General features: G+C 43.1%; 15 protein-coding genes. 11 read left to right on the forward strand and 4 right to left on the reverse strand.

Features of this window, described 5'->3' with window-relative positions:
• Positions 1-53: 53 nt before the first annotated feature.
• Entirely contained in the window at positions 54-2,918 is a 2,865-nt protein-coding gene (gene gcvP / locus GJV22_RS16960; RefSeq protein WP_163716590.1) for an aminomethyl-transferring glycine dehydrogenase, read from the forward strand.
• 53 nt (positions 2,919-2,971) lie between these two features.
• Complete coding sequence (gene ispE / locus GJV22_RS16965; RefSeq protein ID WP_163716593.1) at positions 2,972-3,784, forward strand: 4-(cytidine 5'-diphospho)-2-C-methyl-D-erythritol kinase; 813 nt, start codon at positions 2,972-2,974, stop codon at positions 3,782-3,784.
• Positions 3,785-3,837: 53 nt separating this feature from the next.
• Here the strand turns inward: ispE and GJV22_RS16970 are convergent, their stop codons facing one another.
• The 4 genes from GJV22_RS16970 to tgt all read right to left on the reverse strand — a co-directional run bounded on the left by GJV22_RS16970 (position 3,838) and on the right by tgt (position 8,142).
• Positions 3,838-4,158, reverse strand: a complete 321-nt coding sequence (locus GJV22_RS16970; protein WP_163716596.1) for an acetyl-CoA carboxylase biotin carboxyl carrier protein subunit — start codon at positions 4,156-4,158, stop codon at positions 3,838-3,840.
• A 17-nt stretch (positions 4,159-4,175) separates the two neighbouring features.
• On the reverse strand, positions 4,176-5,720 hold the full coding sequence (locus GJV22_RS16975; protein ID WP_163716599.1) for an acyl-CoA carboxylase subunit beta: 1,545 nt from the start codon (positions 5,718-5,720) through the stop codon (positions 4,176-4,178).
• Positions 5,721-5,920: 200 nt separating this feature from the next.
• Positions 5,921-7,015, reverse strand: a complete 1,095-nt coding sequence (locus tag GJV22_RS16980) for an LptF/LptG family permease (protein WP_205461924.1) — start codon at positions 7,013-7,015, stop codon at positions 5,921-5,923.
• Entirely contained in the window at positions 7,012-8,142 is a 1,131-nt protein-coding gene (gene tgt / locus GJV22_RS16985; RefSeq protein WP_163716600.1) for a tRNA guanosine(34) transglycosylase Tgt, read from the reverse strand. The genes GJV22_RS16980 and tgt overlap by 4 nt, the downstream gene beginning before the upstream one ends.
• A gap of 140 nt (positions 8,143-8,282) precedes the next feature.
• Between tgt and GJV22_RS16990 the strand changes: the two genes are divergently transcribed.
• The 9 genes from GJV22_RS16990 (at position 8,283) to GJV22_RS17030 (ending at position 17,087) form a co-directional block, all read left to right on the forward strand.
• Positions 8,283-9,416 (forward strand): glycosyltransferase, encoded by a 1,134-nt coding sequence (locus GJV22_RS16990; protein ID WP_163716605.1) that lies wholly within the window; start codon positions 8,283-8,285, stop codon positions 9,414-9,416.
• Positions 9,407-10,018 carry an RNA polymerase sigma factor gene (locus GJV22_RS16995; RefSeq protein ID WP_163716607.1) on the forward strand — a complete coding sequence of 204 codons (612 nt, stop codon included), beginning with the start codon at positions 9,407-9,409 and terminating at the stop codon, positions 10,016-10,018. Before GJV22_RS16990 ends, GJV22_RS16995 begins: the two co-directional genes overlap by 10 nt.
• Before the next feature lie 57 nt (positions 10,019-10,075).
• Positions 10,076-10,711 carry a 16S rRNA (guanine(527)-N(7))-methyltransferase RsmG gene (gene rsmG, locus GJV22_RS17000; RefSeq protein WP_163716613.1) on the forward strand — a complete coding sequence of 212 codons (636 nt, stop codon included), beginning with the start codon at positions 10,076-10,078 and terminating at the stop codon, positions 10,709-10,711.
• A gap of 89 nt (positions 10,712-10,800) precedes the next feature.
• Positions 10,801-10,959, forward strand: coding sequence for a 50S ribosomal protein L34 (rpmH, locus tag GJV22_RS17005; RefSeq protein ID WP_107822540.1), 159 nt, complete (start codon positions 10,801-10,803; stop codon positions 10,957-10,959).
• Between the two features lie 190 nt (positions 10,960-11,149).
• Positions 11,150-11,980, forward strand: coding sequence for a PASTA domain-containing protein (locus GJV22_RS17010; protein ID WP_163716616.1), 831 nt, complete (start codon positions 11,150-11,152; stop codon positions 11,978-11,980).
• Entirely contained in the window at positions 11,980-13,044 is a 1,065-nt protein-coding gene (locus GJV22_RS17015) for an RluA family pseudouridine synthase (RefSeq protein ID WP_163716619.1), read from the forward strand. Before GJV22_RS17010 ends, GJV22_RS17015 begins: the two co-directional genes overlap by 1 nt.
• Positions 13,045-13,157: 113 nt before the next feature.
• Positions 13,158-14,135, forward strand: a complete 978-nt coding sequence (locus GJV22_RS17020; protein ID WP_163716622.1) for a D-alanine--D-alanine ligase — start codon at positions 13,158-13,160, stop codon at positions 14,133-14,135.
• 128 nt (positions 14,136-14,263) lie between these two features.
• Positions 14,264-15,823: a replicative DNA helicase gene (gene dnaB / locus GJV22_RS17025; RefSeq protein WP_163716625.1), complete on the forward strand. Its 1,560-nt coding sequence runs from the start codon at positions 14,264-14,266 to the stop codon at positions 15,821-15,823.
• Positions 15,789-17,087 (forward strand): hypothetical protein, encoded by a 1,299-nt coding sequence (locus GJV22_RS17030; RefSeq protein WP_205461925.1) that lies wholly within the window; start codon positions 15,789-15,791, stop codon positions 17,085-17,087. Before dnaB ends, GJV22_RS17030 begins: the two co-directional genes overlap by 35 nt.
• The last annotated feature ends 85 nt before the right edge of the window (positions 17,088-17,172 follow it).

Genomic DNA, 17,172 nt, shown 5'->3' on the forward strand with positions numbered 1-17,172 from the left:
CTTAAACTTCAAATTAATATTGGAGCACATTTAAAAGAATAAAAATAAGCAGCATGGCAAGTGACAAATTTGTAGCCCGGCACATTGGGCCTCGGGGACAGGAAACCCGGGAAATGTTGGATAAAATCGGCGTTTCTTCACTCGAGGAACTGATTGAACAAACAATCCCCGAAAATATACGTCTGGAAAACCCATTGCAATTGAAGGACGGTTTGACCGAACGGCAATATTTCCGTAAGATTTTAGCATTGGCAAAAAAGAATAAAGTATTCAATACTTACATCGGAATGGGCTATTACGATACCATCACTCCCGCTGTAATATTGCGTAATGTGCTTGAAAATCCGGTTTGGTACACATCTTATACACCTTACCAGGCCGAGATTTCACAAGGACGTTTGGAAGCTTTGCTGAATTACCAAACCATGGTATGTGAGATGACTGCTATGGACTTGGCGAACGCTTCTCTGCTCGATGAAGCAACGGCTGCTGCTGAAGCCATGATTATGCTTTTGAATTCGCGCAGCCGGGCGAAAGCGAAAGCCGGGGCGAATGTGATTTGGGTGGATAAAAACATGTGGCCGCAAACCTTGGATGTCATAAAAACCCGTGCCGTTCCTTTAGATATCGAATTGAAAATTGCGGAAACTACTGAGTTCCGGTTCGAAGAGAATGTGATCGGTATCATGTTGCAATACCCGAATGCAAACGGAGAGGTAATCTCTTATGCATCCTTAGCAGAACAGGCGCACGCCGCTGATGCCAAAGTGGCTGTGGCGACCGATTTGATGAGTTTAGCCTTGTTAACCCCTCCGGGAGAGTGGGGAGCCGACATAGTGTTCGGTAACTCGCAGCGCTTTGGTGTTCCAATGGGCTACGGTGGTCCTCACGCAGCTTTCTTTGCTGCTCGTGACGAGTTTAAGCGAACAATGCCGGGCCGTATCATTGGTGTTTCAAAAGACGTGCACGGAAACCGGGCATTACGTATGGCGCTGCAAACCCGCGAACAACATATCAAACGCGAACGCGCGACATCAAATATTTGTACAGCACAGGCACTTTTAGCTAATATGGCTGGGTTCTATGCTGTTTACCACGGGCCTGAAGGAATTCAGCAAATTGCACAACGCATTCACCGAATTGCGGTGTTGTTGGATAACGAAGTGACCGCTTTGGGCTATCAGCAATTGAATGAGAATTATTTTGATACCATTCGTTTTGCACTTCCAAAGTACGTTAAAGTAGAAGATATAGAGTGGTTGTCGCTTGAGCTTGAAATGAATTTCCGTTATTTCGGGAATGGAGAAGTTGGCTTGAGCATCGACGAGACCACCAACCTGGAAGACATTAACTGGATTATTGAGGTTTTTGCGAAAGCCGCTAACAAACGATATACTGAAATTGAAGTTTATCCCGAGGTTGATAAAATAGACTCGGGACTATTGCGTCATTCTGCCTTCCTTGAGCAGGAGGTATTCAATTTGTACCGCTCCGAGACGGAGATGGTTCGCTACATTAAAAGATTAGAACATCGTGATATTTCCCTGACGCACTCCATGATTCCGTTGGGGTCATGTACCATGAAACTAAATGCTGCGACTGAAATGTTGCCGTTGAGTTGGATTGAGTTTGGGGGTATTCATCCTTTTGTACCTAAAAATCAGGCGCGAGGATACCAGGAAATGATGGAAGAGCTTCGTCGCGATTTGTCGGAAATTACCGGTTTTGCTGACGTAAGCTTGCAACCTAATTCCGGTGCGGCAGGCGAATACGCCGGTTTAATGGTCATCCGGGAGTATCATTTGAGTCGTGGCGATGTTCAGCGCGATGTCGTGCTTATTCCTTCGTCGGCGCACGGAACGAACCCAGCCAGTGCCGTAATGGCCGGTATGAAAGTGGTGGTTGTTCCATGCGATGAGAAAGGGAATGTGGATGTAGAAGTGTTACGTAAAAAAGCAGAAGAATATAAAGAAACATTGTCGGCGTTCATGGTTACTTATCCGTCAACGCATGGTGTTTTCGAATCGTCGATCATTGAAATGTGTGAGATCATTCACCAAAACGGCGGACAGGTATATATGGATGGTGCTAATATGAATGCTCAGGTTGGATTGACTAACCCGAAACGCATTGGTGCGGATGTTTGTCACCTGAACCTGCATAAAACTTTTGCGATCCCACATGGTGGTGGTGGTCCCGGCGTTGGTCCGATTTGTGTGGCCGAGCACTTGGTTGACTTTTTGCCATCGCATCCGGTAATGAACAACGGACATGTCGGTATTTCTGCCGTTTCGGCTGCGCCTTGGGGGAGTGCATCGGTGTTGCCAATTACTTATGGATATATCAAAATGCTAGGTGCAGACGGGCTAAAGCAGGCAACTGAAATTGCTATTTTGAATGCTAATTATATTGCTTCAGCCTTAAAGGATACATACGGTATTTTGTACACAGGCGAGAACGGCCGTGTTGCGCACGAAATGATATTGGAGTGCCGTCATTTTAAAACAGCAAGTGGAATAACAGAAGCAGATATTGCTAAGCGGTTGATGGATTATGGATTTCACGCACCAACATTGTCTTTCCCTGTACACGGAACTTTAATGATTGAGCCGACCGAAAGTGAATCGAAGCAAGAGTTGGATCGCTTTATTGATGCCTTAAATTCAATTTATCTGGAGATTCAGTCGATTAGTGAAGGTCAGTCGGATAAGGCAGACAATCCGCTGAAAAATGCTCCGCATACAGCTGATTCTGTTACGGCTGATGAGTGGTCGCATTCTTACAGTCGCCAGCAGGCAGCTTTCCCGCTGACGTGGTTAAAGGAAAACAAATATTGGCCGCCGGTAGGTCGCATTGACGACGCATATGGTGACAGAAACCTGGTTTGTACCTGCGCTCCGATAGAGAGTTATCAATAGGTATCGATTTAATGGTTCGCATTTCGTAACTTTGGGTAAGGAATTTATATACTATGATTACTTATCCAATAGCAAAGATTAACATCGGGTTGCTTATTACAGAAAAGCGCCCGGATGGTTTCCATAATTTGGAGACCATCTTTTACCCGATTCAGATGCAGGATGTTCTGGAGGTAGTTGAGGCAGATGAGTTTGAGTTTAGCATGTCAGGGTTAGCATTGGACGGTGATCCCAATGAAAATCTTGTTGTCAAAGCTTATCAACTGATTAAGAATGATTACCCTATTCCTGAAGTGCGGGTTCATCTACATAAAAACATTCCTTCAGGAGCTGGTTTGGGGGGCGGTTCGTCAGACGCGACCTCAATGCTTTTGCTGTTGAATGAGCTCTTCAGCCTGAAAATAAGTCAGGATAAATTAATGGAATATGCACTCCAATTAGGGAGTGACTGTCCCTTCTTTCTGAACGCAAGACCTGTTTTTGCAACCGGGAGAGGTGAGATAATGCAGGATGTTTCGGTTGAACTAAAAGAATATTTCTTAATTCTGGTGAAACCTCCGGTGCATGTTTCAACGGCTTTGGCCTATCAAGCGATTACACCACACAAGGCTCGTCTGTCATTGAAGGGCTTGGTTAGCTTTTCTGTCGGTAAGTGGAAAGGAAATATTCTGAATCACTTTGAGAAGTTCGTTTTCCATGAATATCCTGAAGTTGCGGAAATTAAAAAGACACTTTATGATCAGGGAGCGGCTTTTGCTTTGATGTCGGGGAGTGGGTCTGCCGTGTTCGGCTTATTCCGTTCTGAGAAAAGAGGAATTGAGAATTTTTTCCCGGATGATTACCAGGTATTCAGGCAACGACTTTAATTTCATGGATTGCTAAATATGAAAAAATAAAAGGGGCCGTTAAGGCCCCTTTGTTATTTAGCTGCGATCTCTATCATCAGAGTTCCTTTAGGGATTTTATCTCCCGCTTTCACCTTTATTGTCGCAATTTTGCCATCGAATGGCATTTGCACCAAGTTGTGCATTTTCATTGCTTCGAGGATTAAAAGTGGATCTCCCTCTTTGAGTTTATCTCCGGGTTTTACAAATACATCGATGATTGTTCCTGGAATAAACGAATGCAATTGATTTTCATCCGGTTTTTCCCATTTAATGCGTCGTCTGTATTTTTCGGTATACTCGGTTTTATATACTGCACTGTGTACAATAATCGTTTCAAATTTTTCTTCTTCCATGATCGGATTTATTTTGATTAAAACGGAGGAATACCATGTTTCTTTTTAGGTCCTGAGATCGACTTGTTAGCCGATACTTTCAAGGCATGCAACAGAATTCTTCGTGTATCCTGAGGCTCGATTACCTCATCGATGTACCCTTTAGAGGCAGCAACGTATGGGTTGGCGAACTTATCTTTGTATTCCTGAATTTTAACCTGGCGCATCGCGTCCGGATCTTCCGCTTCGGCAATCTCCTTGCGGAATACAATGTTGGCGGCACCTTCAGGGCCCATAACTGCGATTTCAGCCGTTGGCCATGCAAATACGAAGTCGGCACGTAAGTGACGAGAGTTCATTGCGATGTAACCACCACCGTAAGCTTTGCGAATGATAACTGTAATTCGGGCAACGGTAGCTTCACTGTATGCGTACAGAATTTTTGCACCGTGACGAATAACGCCGGCGTGTTCCTGGTCAACGCCCGGCAAGTAACCCGGAAGGTCTTCCAGTGTAATAATTGGAATGTTGAAGGCATCGCAATAGCGGATGAAACGAGCAGCTTTATCGGAACTATCACAGTCCAATACCCCAGCCAATACTTTTGGTTGGTTACAAACGAAACCGACAGTTTCTCCTTCCATGCGTCCAAATCCGATCACAACGTTTGGAGCGAAATACTCCATAACTTCGAAGAAATCAGAGTTGTCGGTGATTGCCTTAATAATGTCACGAATATCGTAAGGCATCTTGGCATCCACAGGAACGATGTTCTCAATTTTCTTTTTGAAAGTTGGCTTGGCTGGTTCAATAGCCTTTGCTTTTTGGGTGTTGTTCCAGGGAATGTAAGTGATCAGTTTTTTAATCTGCTCGAAACACTCCAGTTCACTTTCCGCATAGAAGTGCGCATTACCGGTAACTTCAGCGTGTACCTTTGCACCACCGAGGTCTTCCATCGAGATTTCTTCACCCAGAACTGTTTTAATAACACTTGGTCCGGTGATGAACATTTTTGAGATATTATTCACCACGAAAACAAAGTCAGTTAAAGCAGGTGAATAAACGGCGCCACCGGCACAAGGTCCTAGAATTACAGAAATTTGAGGGATAACACCTGAAGCCAGAGTATTACGGAAGAAAATCTCGCCGTAGCCAGCCAACGAGTTAACCCCTTCTTGTATACGTGCACCACCTGAATCATTGATTCCGATTAACGGAACCCGCATTTTCAGCGAGTGGTCCATGATTTTCGTGATTTTGCGAGCGTGCATCAAACCCAATGATCCACCGGCAACGGTGAAGTCTTGGGCGAAAATACATACCGGAGAACCATAAATGGTACCTGTCCCAATGATTACGCCATCACCGTGTAACTTCATCTTGTCCATATCGAAGTCGCGGGCTACATGTTCTACGAACATATCATATTCGTGGAATGAGCCCTCATCCAGGATGTAAAGGATCCGTTCACGGGCGGTAAGTTTCCCCATAGCCATTTGTTTCTCAATGGCCTTTTCACCACCACCCTTGAGTACCTCGTCTTTGCGTTTTCTGAGGTCCAGGATATTCCGTTTCAACGACATAATTTGTAATTTTTAATTAGAATTTGCTCCGGTCGATCCGGAGAATTTACTTCATAATGGTCTTTCTGTTGAAAGTTTTACGTGTCAAAATTATAATTTTTTCATATCGCATACTGTTTTTTAAAACATTCTAAAGTTTCTGTGAACTTTTCTGTGTATGCTTGGTTTTGAACAATTATCTGTTGAGTTTGAAATTTTGGTTAGCGTCGAGCCCTGTTATATAAGTAGGCAGCCAAACCACCGAAAATCAAGTTTGGTATCCAAACTGCAATGTACGGAGGGACAGAGCCGGAGATTGCGAAGACAGTCGAAATTTGCATGAACATGATGTAGGCGAAACTAATCAGAATGCCCAATCCAAGATGGAGCCCCAGTCCGCCTTTTACCTTCCGTGAAGCCAAAGAAACACCAATAATAGTCAAAATAAATGCTGAAAATGGGTTTGCACGTCGTTTGTGTTTTTCCACTTCGTATTCAATTGTATTGATTCCTCTCAGTTTCAGAGATGCGATTTCTTTGTTTAAGTCAGGCAGGGCTAATGTTTCTGCCATATTGTTCATGGTGACGTAATCTTCAGGCACCATGTTTAACGTTGTGTCTTGCTTCGTACCGGTTGTGATAGTCTCGTTGTAACCGTCAATGTCACGAATGTAGAAATTGTTGATTTCCCATACTTTTCGCTCCCGATCCCATTTTATAAAGTCAGCCGAAAGTTTCGAAACCAATTTCCCCTCTTCAAATCGTTCAATCGTGAATTTATAACCTACATCGTTCGAAGTATTATAACTTCTCATATAGATATAGGTGCCGGGTGTTATTTGCCGGTGTATGTTATTTTCAAGCGTATTTCGTTTGTTTTTGATATAAGTGTTTTTGAATTCCACCATTTCCTTGTTGGCCGGCGGAATAACATAGTCGCCAAGCAGGTATGAAAACAAAGCAATAATGGCAGCTCCAATCATGTAGGGTCTTACAAAACGGTGAAAGGAAACACCGCTGCTGAGAATGGCAATGATCTCGGAATCATAGGCCATTTTAGAGGTGAAAAAAATGACCGCAATAAAGTTGAAGAGCGAACTAAAAAGATTGGCGAAATAGGGTATGAAATTCAAGTAGTAGCTAAAGATAATCTCGTTGACCGGAATATCCTTTGACAGGAACTCATCCAGATTTTCCGAAATATCGAAAACCATAGCAATGCTGATAATCATGGCAATGGAAACAAAGAAAGTCGCCATGAACTTGCCAATGATGTACCTGTCAATTATTTCTATGCCTGGAATTTTCAACTTCATAAGCGCTGAGCCAATTTAACAACCATTTCTTCTTTCCATTCTTTAAATGTATCGGCCAAAATTTGCCGGCGAGCTTCTTTAACGAGCCAAAGATAAAAAGCTAAATTGTGTTGACTGGCAATTTGAGCACCCAGCATTTCACCCGAAATTGTCAGGTGACGTAAAAACGCCTTGCTGTAATTTAGATCAACATAGGATGGGCCATCAGGATCAACCGGAGAAAAGTCATCAGCCCACTTCTTATTTCGTATATTGATAATTCCGTTTCGTGTAAAAAGCATGCCGTTGCGACCATTGCGGGTTGGCATGACACAATCGAACATGTCTACTCCCCGGTCGATTGCCTGCAGAATGTTGACCGGAGTTCCTACTCCCATCAGGTATCTTGGTTTATCTTTCGGGAGAATCGGATTCACTACTTCGATCATTGCATACATGTCTTTTTCCGGCTCGCCAACCGATAGTCCGCCAATTGCATAACCATCACTGGGGATGCTTGTCACATGGCGGGCAGCTTCTTCGCGCAGTGCTGGGTAGACGCCACCTTGTATAATCGGAAACAGTGACTGGTGATGGCTGTACAGCGGGCTGGTTTTTTCCATTTGGTTGACACAGCGATCCAACCAACGCTGAGTTAGTGCCAGCGACTTTTTAGCGTAGTCGAAATCGGCATCTCCTGGAGTGCATTCGTCGAAAGCCATGATGATATCGGCTCCGATTTTTCGTTGAATGTCGATGACGCTTTCAGGGGTAAAGAGATGAGATGATCCGTCGATGTGGGACTGAAACTTGGCACCTTCCTCTGATAGTTTTCGAATATCGCCCAGCGAAAAAACCTGGTAGCCGCCACTGTCCGTCAAAATGGGGCCGTCCCATCCGTTAAATTTATGCAGTCCTCCGGCTTGTTCAATAATGTCGGTGCCGGGACGAAGGTATAAATGGTAGGTGTTCCCCAGGATTATCTGGGCTTCAATATCATCTTTTAAATCTCTGACATGGATTCCTTTAACAGAACCGGCAGTGCCCACAGGCATAAAAATAGGTGTTTCAATTGTACCGTGGTCAGTTTTCAGTATTCCAGCCCTGGCTTCAGAATTGCTGGCTGTATTTTTCAGTGTAAAATCCATGTTCTGTTTTTTCAGCGAGCAAAGATAGTACATTAATGTTAAACCTTGAGGAATAGGCCTAATTTCAGAATCGTTAATTTAATTTAAAAATGCTGATGCAAAACCGGAGCGATTATTAAATTTGTGATTAAATTTCGACCATGACCCAAGAGTTTTTCGATCGCCCTGTTTACGAGTGGAGCGGTTATTTTTTCCTGTTTTTTGGCTTTATTCTTAGCTTGGTGATTCAACTGTTTTTTTACCGGCGGATATTGTCTGTCAGAAAGGTATCTGAAGACATTCAGGAGGAAAGACCAATTAGTGTATTGTTAAACGTGCGTAACGAGTCGGAGCGAATTGAGCAGTTTTTACTAAAACTACTCGATCAGAATTACTCGAGTTTTGAAATTGTCGTTGTTGATGACTTTTCTGCAGATTCCACGCTGATTATTCTAGGGGTGATGGCTCAAAAATATCCAAAAATTAAGTTTAGTTCATTGAATCAGGAAAATCGCTATTCCGAAAAAATGGCGATGAACCTGGCAATGAAAGCAGCAAAAAATGATTGGGTATTAATTTTGACTCCGGAAGCAAACCTGGAAGATCCGAACTACCTGGCACGAATGAACCAAGAGATGGATGCTGATTCTCAGGTTCTGGTTAGTTACGTGAATTACGAGGCAGAAGGGAAGCGTTTAAACCGTCTGTGCAGGGTAGAACGTTTGGATGCGTTTTGGAGGGCATCAGCGAATATGAGCGCGTCAATCCCGCTTTTTTATCAGCAGGTTAACGTGCTTTTCAATAAGAAGCTGTATTTCGACAATGGCGGATTTAAAGGTAAAATGAATGACCATTATGCAGGACTGGAACTCATTTTTAACCAAATGGAGAGACTTAAAGTGACGTATTGCCTCTCCCCGCAAACGAGCCTGCGTGAAAAACGGATAACCAATAAAAATGAATTTGAGGATTTGATTTGCAAGCACATTCGGATTTTCAGTGGTCTGAATTTTTCAAAAAAGTGGTTGGTCTGGCTTGAACGATTTTCCAAGCTACTCGTCCTGTCTGGCCTGTTGGTACTGTTGTTTACTGATTTGCAGTATTGGTATTTTTATGTGCCTATTCCGTTTATCGCAATATTTATCCAAATCGTGTTGATTAAAAGTCTATTGAAACGTTTGGCTGAAAAGAAAATCTTTTTATCTTCGTTTATATACGTATTTATTCGACCTTTTTTGTATCTTTTTTACAAAGCTTCAATTTATTTACAAGTACAACGTCATAAATGGAATTAAATCCGAATTTATCAGATAAGGCACAGCAGGATTATGCTTTGGTAGAGTCTGCATTACGTGGCGAGGAGAAGGCTTTCGCCAAGTTACTTGGTAAATACAAGGATGCGATTTATTACATGCTCCTTAAAATGGTCAATAATAAAAGCGATGCGGAGGATTTAACCATTGAGGCTTTTGGTAAGGCTTTTAAAAACCTTCATCAGTATTCTCCAAATTATGCTTTCAGTACCTGGCTGTTTAAAATCGCGTCGAATAATTGCATCGACTTCTTGCGAAAACGCAGGGGGGTGACCATATCAATTGAAAATACCCAGGATAATAACGACAATGATCCTCCGATAAAATTGAAATCTGTCGATCCGGACCCGGAACAGAAACTTATCCGTATTCAGAAGGCCATTTTGTTGCGTCGTATTGTACACAAACTAAAACCACGTTACCGGACTTTGGTTGAACTGCGTTATTTCAGGGAATATTCCTACGAAGAAATTGCAAAAGAACTAAATTTGCCCCTTGGAACAGTAAAGGCGCAGTTGTTTAGAGCCCGGGAAATGCTTTTCAAAATGATCGAGTCGACCGAAATGGACGATCATCAGGATTAATACTTCCTCTTATTCAAATTCGGCCTGGTTCCCAAAAACTGTATTTATATTTGCACAATGGAACTTATCACCAAATATTTTCCTGATTTGGATGAAACTCAGAAGTCGCGTTTCTCCCGGTTAGGCGATCTTTATTCCGAATGGAATGAAAAAATTAATGTGATATCGCGAAAAGATATTGATCAACTTTATGAACGCCATGTGTTACATTCGCTCGGCATTGCAAAGGTGACCGGGTTTGCTCCGGGGTCGCGTGTCATGGATGTAGGAACCGGCGGCGGTTTTCCTGGCATCCCCTTAGCAATTCTATTTCCGGAAACCGAATTTTTGTTGGTTGACTCCATCGCGAAGAAGATTTCGGTGGTTCAGGCTGTTGCCGACGAGTTAGGCCTGACCAATGTAAAAGCACAACAGCAGCGGGCTGAAAAAGTGAAAGGTCAGTTCGATTTTGTTGTTAGCCGTGCAGTGACCGCTTTCCCAAAGTTTGTTTCGCTGGTACGGTCTAAAATTAGTAATGTGCAACGAAACGAATTCGCGAATGGTATCCTGTACCTTAAGGGAGGAGATTTTCAGGATGAACTCGAAGGGTTCAAAAATAAGGTGAAAGTGTATGATTTGGATAAATATTTTGAGGAGGAATTCTTTGAAACTAAGAAAGTTATTCATCTTGTGTTGAAAAATACAGGAAAATAACGCATTATATTTTGGAAGGAAATAAAAAAGATATATTTTTGCAGTCCAAAATTGACTGGAGCAAAAAAATAATATAAAAAAATATACCCATGAAAAGGACATTTCAACCATCGAACAGAAAGCGTAAAAACAAACATGGTTTTCGCGAAAGAATGTCTACTCCGGGCGGTCGCTTGGTATTAAAGAGTCGCCGTGCCAAAGGTAGAAAGAAATTGACTGTTTCTGACGAACCAAGACACAAACGTTAAGAAATCCAATACGTATTACGGCATAGAAAGGTAGAGAATTACGATTCTTTACCTTTTTGTGTGTTTTGGCATTTCGTTAGTCAGGCGGATGCGATCTGAAACGGATGAGAACTGCGATTCACTTTCGGCTTTCGAAATCTGATTTTTAAGCTATTTTTGTTTCTTGCAAACGAATCAATTCGATTTAATCATGAGCTTCAAATCATTTTTAATAAGTAGAACTTTTTTCATTCAAATAGCGATAGCAATTGTCTTGGTTGTCGTTCTAATGTTGCTTGCGATGTGGGGAATCCGGGTTTATACCAACCATGGAGAATCATTCCCTGTACCGAATTTAGCAGGTATGTCTATTGAACAAGCCGAACAGTTGTTGGAGGAAAAAAATCTGACTTACGAGATCTCCGATTCAACCTATCTGGATTCAGCCGAGCCGGGATCTGTTATTGGACAAGTGCCGGTTGCAGGCCACTACGTGAAAGAAGACAGAACAATCTTTGTAAGCATTTGTGCTACGGCTCCTGAGCAAGTAGCCATGCCCAAACTGACAGACATTTCTTTCCGACAGGCTGTTAATCTGATGCAGGCATCCGGGTTAAACGTGGGGTTGGTCGAATATGTTCCTTCAGAGTTTTCGAACTTGGTTTTAGGGCAAAAGATAAATGGTCAGGATATTGAAAGCGGGGTTTTAGTGAATAAAGGTTCTCGTATAGATTTGATGATTGGGAAAACCAGTAATGGCGAAAAGACAGTTGTTCCTAATTTGTTTGGCGAGACTTTAAATCAGGCGCGCGGCGAAATTGCCAGCTTGTTTTTGAATTTGGGAGCCATCATTTACGATGCAACGATCCAAACCAAGGAGGATAGCCTGGCTGCAAAAGTTTGGCAACAACGTCCTTCATATAGCAGCTATGATAATGTCGAGTTGGGTGCATCAATTGATGTATGGCTGACGATTGATGAGCAAAGACTCACTCAGGATTCCGATTTGGAAATGGAAAATGATTCAACAGGGGAAAATTAATGCAAGAAGATTTTGAAGATATTTTTGACGAGCAGGAAGAGGAAGATCAGGAATCTGGTCTTTTTGAACATTACAACCTAGTCGTTGACGCGGGGCAGTCACAGGTTCGGATTGATAAATTCATCGTGAACCGGATTGACAGTGCTTCGAGAAGTAAGATACAGGCTGCAGCGGATGGAGGAAATATTCTGGTAAACGGAAAATCGGTCAAATCAAACTATAAAGTGAAGCCAGGCGATGAAATCAGTATCGTGATGGACTTCCCGCGCAGGGAACTGAAAATTATCGCCGAAGATATTCCGCTGGATATTGTCTACGAAGATGATCAATTGATTGTCATCAATAAACCTGCAGGTCTTGTTGTTCATCCCGGACACGGACATTATACGGGAACTTTGGTGAATGCTCTTGCATGGCATTATAAGGATTTACCACTTTTTAATGTCGCCAATGATCTTCGTCCTGGATTGGTCCATCGAATTGATAAAGATACTTCAGGCTTGATGGTGGTGGCAAAAACAGAACTGGCGAAAACCAAACTGTCGTTGCAATTCTTTGAAAAAACAACCAAACGCCAATACGTCGCTTTGGTGTGGGGGCGCTTGAAAGAACCCGAAGGAACGATTGAAGGAAATATTGGTCGCAGTGTGAAAGATCGCCAGGTCTTTACCGTTTTTACTGACGGAGAACATGGCAAGCATGCAGTAACCCACTATAAGTTAATTGAAGAGATCGGCTATGTCAGCCTGGTTCAATGCCAGTTGGAAACCGGTCGAACACACCAGATCCGTGTTCATATGAAATACCTCGGGCATCCGCTGTTTAATGATGAAAACTATGGCGGGAATAAAGTGCTGTGGGGAACGACCTTCTCGAAGTACAAACAGTTTGTAAACAACTGTTTTAAGATATTACCACGTCAGGCACTGCACGCCAAAACGTTAGGTTTCGTGCATCCGACAACCGGCGAGGAAATGCTTTTTGATTCTGAGATGGCGCAGGATATGCAAGATGTTATTGCCAAGTGGCGCGAATATATTTCTAATCGGGAAATCGGAGAATAGCCTCGGAATCGCGTCGGGTTAATTCAACTTAAATCAGGCCATTTTTTCGCAACATTTGTACCACTCTAGCCAATTATTGCAGATATTTGGATTTTGTTAATTGTAATCATACTATGAAGAAAAATATTGCTGTTGTATACGGAGGTGATTCGTCTGAATATGTTGTTTCAGTACAAAGTGGTAAGAACGTTTATCAGAATATCGATCAGGAGCAGTTCAATCCGTGGTTGGTCGAGATGAAGAATTCGACCTGGTCAGTGATGTTGGAAGGGCAAAAAATTGCCGACGTTGATAAAGGAAACTTCAGCTTTACTTTTGGTGGTCAAACCGTTAAGTTTGATTTCGCCTACATTATTATTCATGGTACTCCGGGCGAGGACGGTATTTTACAGGGCTACTTCGAATTACTGAAAGTGCCTTACTCAACATGTGGTGTTCATGCTTCTTCTCTGACCTTTAATAAATATTTCTGCAGCAATTACCTGCGTAATTTTGATATTCCAATGGCAAAATCAGCTCGCTTAATGAAGGGAACTGCCATTGATGCTGATCTGTTGGTAAGCCGACTTAAATTGCCTGTTTTTGTGAAACCGAATGCAGGCGGTTCCAGTTTCGGGGTCACAAAGGTGAAAACCTTAGATGAGGTGGTTCCGGCAATTGAAAAAGCCTGGATTGAAAGCGACGAAGCCTTGGTGGAAGAATTTATTGAGGGGAAGGAATTTACCTGCGGATTGGTAAAGTTGAAGAACGAGACATTCATTTTTCCGGTGACAGAAGTTGTACCTAAAAATGAGTTTTTCGATTTTGAAGCGAAGTACACGGCAGGTATGACCGATGAAATTACGCCGGCGAGAATTTCAGATGAATTGACTCATACTATTCAGCAACTGGCGTCCCGGATTTATGACTTGTGTAACTGCAAAGGCATTGTGCGTGTCGACTTCATTCTAAGAGACGGTCAATTCTATTTCTTGGAAGTAAATACGACTCCGGGTATGACAGCGACCAGTTTTATTCCACAACAGATTGCTGCGATGGGGCAGAACCTCAAAGAAATGCTGACACTCATTATCTTAGACGAAATAGGGTAAAAATTAATATTGAAAATCGAAAAACAGGGGCTGAAAAGGCTCCTTTTTTTATACCTTTAAAATTCGTTTCGCTAAATTTTTTTAGATGAAACATACATTGACAATCAACCAGTTTACACCAATTTTCGATGGCAGGAGAGCGTAATTATAACAGAGGTAACAACAAAACAAGCGCGACAATTGAGCAAATCAATGCTCAGTACGGAAAACTTCCACCCCAGGCAGTGGATGTTGAAGAAGCTGTTTTGGGAGCTTTAATGCTGGAACGTGATGCCTATGTCAGCGTGGCAGATATTATTGACACCAATAGTTTCTATAAAGACGAGCACAAAAAGATTTTCGAAGCGATTAAATACCTCTCAACGCACGAGAAGCCGGTCGATTTGTTGATGGTTACCCAGGAGATGAAAAACCGCGAGCAGCTGGATGAAATCGGGGGTCCGCTTTATATAACTCAGTTGACAAGTCGCGTAGCCTCGGCTGCTCACATTGAATTTCATGCCCGTATTATAGCACAAAAGTATATTCAGCGTGAATTGATTCGGGTTTCTTCTGAAATTCAAACAAAAGCTTACGATGCCAACATGGACGTGGATGACCTGATTGATTTTTCGGAGACTGCTTTGTTCAAGGTGGCTGAAGGAAACATCAAAAAGGAAACCTTGCCGATTAAACCGATCTTGAAACAGGCTGCTATGCTGATTGAGGAGGCATCGAAACGTGCAGATGGTTTGAGCGGAACACCAACCGGTTTTGTGGCTTTGGACCGCATGACTTCGGGATGGCAGAAGACCGACCTCGTGATTATCGCAGCACGTCCGGCGATGGGTAAAACGGCGTTCGTATTATCGATGGCCAGAAACATGGCGGTCGATCATAGAGCTCCGGTTGCTGTGTTCTCCCTGGAGATGGCATCGGTTCAGCTGGTCAATCGTTTGATCGCCGCGGAAACAGAGTTGGGGTCTGAAAAAATTAAGAACGGCCGGTTGGCTGATTGGGAGTGGGAAAACTTCAACCGGAAACTGAAAGTTTTGGAAGATGCTCCCATGTTTATTGATGATACCCCGGCATTGTCGATCTTTGAATTTCGCGCGAAATGTCGTCGTTTAAAGATGCAGCACAATATCGGAGTCGTTATTGTTGACTACCTTCAGTTGATGACAGCCGGAGACGCCGGTCGCGGAAGTCGTGAGCAGGAAGTAAGTATGATTTCGCGCTCATTGAAAGCGATTGCTAAGGAGTTGGATGTTCCGATTTTGGCACTGTCGCAGTTGAGCCGCGCCGTTGAAAACCGCGAAGGGAAACGCCCGCAGTTATCCGACCTTCGTGAATCGGGAGCGATTGAGCAGGATGCCGACTTGGTGTTGTTTATTCACCGTCCCGAGTATTATGGTATTACCGAAGATGAAAACGGAAACTCGCTTCTGGGTGTTGCCGAAATCATTATCGCGAAGCACCGTAACGGATCTGTTGGCGATGTGCAGTTGGCATTTAAGAAACAACAGGTTAAATTCTGTGACCTGGAAAGTACGATCCCCGAAGAAATTGGCGGAGGCAACTTTGGTCAGACCTTCAGTTCGAAAATGAATAACGATCCTGGTGATATAGGAATGCCTGCAAATATCGGTTTCGAAACAGAGAACAGTATGAATTATGGCAAACCAGACTCAAACGACGCCCCGTTTTAACAGGCTAAGTATTACTGTCCTATTTCTTTTTTTTAGCTTAATTTTAGTTAAGCAAACGCAGGCTTTGTACTTGCTGGTCCCGATGGATGACCAGCAGAAAAATCACTTGAAAGCATATGGAATTGCCTATTGGACACTCGAGAAAGCCATCGAAGTAAAATGGCTGCTCAACTATCGGGGGGGGAGTTTTCTGATTCAGTATGCACCTGAAATCGAGTCGGAATGCGTGATTCGCGGTGTTAGTGTGGAGAAAATTGCCGATGCTAAAGCCAACCTAATTCTCACTGATATCTCCAGACCCGATGTCAACCAGGATGCCGTGAGCATGCAAAAAGCACCCAAAATCGCGGTCTATTCACCCAAAAACAAGCAGCCATGGGACGATGCTGTGACCATGGTTTTAACGTATGCCGAAATCAAGTACGATCTGATTTATGACGATGAGATTTTGACTGGTAAGTTGGTCGACTACGATTGGCTTCACCTTCATCATGAAGATTTTACGGGGCAATTCGGTAAGTTTTATGCGAATTACAGAAGTATGCCCTGGTACCAGGAAGAGGTACGTACCAACAAAGAAGCTGCTCTGCGAAATGGATTTGTGAAGGTGTCGGAGATGAAAAGGGTGGTTGCTCAAAATATCCGTAGCTATGTCAATCGGGGAGGTTTCCTGTTTGCCATGTGTGCCGCTACCGATACTTACGATATTGCCATGGCAGCGCATGGCATCGATATTTGCGATGTGATGTTTGATGGTGATCCGGCGGATAAAGATGCCAACGATAAGTTAGACTATAATGAAACGCTTGCTTTCAAGGATTTTGCGCTTGAAATGAACCCGTACGTTTATCGTTTCTCGAATATTGATGTGACCACAACGCGTCGTGTTTCTCAAAATCAGGACTTTTTTACGCTTTTCGATTTCTCCGCAAAATGGGATCCGGTTCCGACGATGCTTACGCAGGATCATCAGCGGGTTATCCGCGGATTTATGGGACAAACAACAGCCTTTAACAGCCAATATATAAAGTCGAATGTGTTGATATTGGGTGAAAATAAACCTGCCGGTGAGGCTCGTTACATCCACGGCGAGTCGGGTAAAGGATTTTGGACTTTTTATGGCGGTCACGACCCTGAAGACTATCGACACCTGGTTGGCGACCCGCCAACGGATCTCAACTTATATCCCAATTCACCGGGCTATCGCCTTATTCTGAATAATGTCCTTTTTCCCGCGGCTAAGAAGAAGAAACAAAAGACTTAGTGAGCGGGTATTCTGGAGTATTAATCAGACTGACTATGTTTAATCGCTGTTTAAGTACTACGAAAAGAGACAGTCATGTGGTGAC

The organism is Mangrovibacterium lignilyticum, assembly GCF_010882175.1.
In the GTDB taxonomy this organism is placed as follows: Bacteria; Bacteroidota; Bacteroidia; order Bacteroidales; family Prolixibacteraceae; genus Mangrovibacterium; species Mangrovibacterium lignilyticum.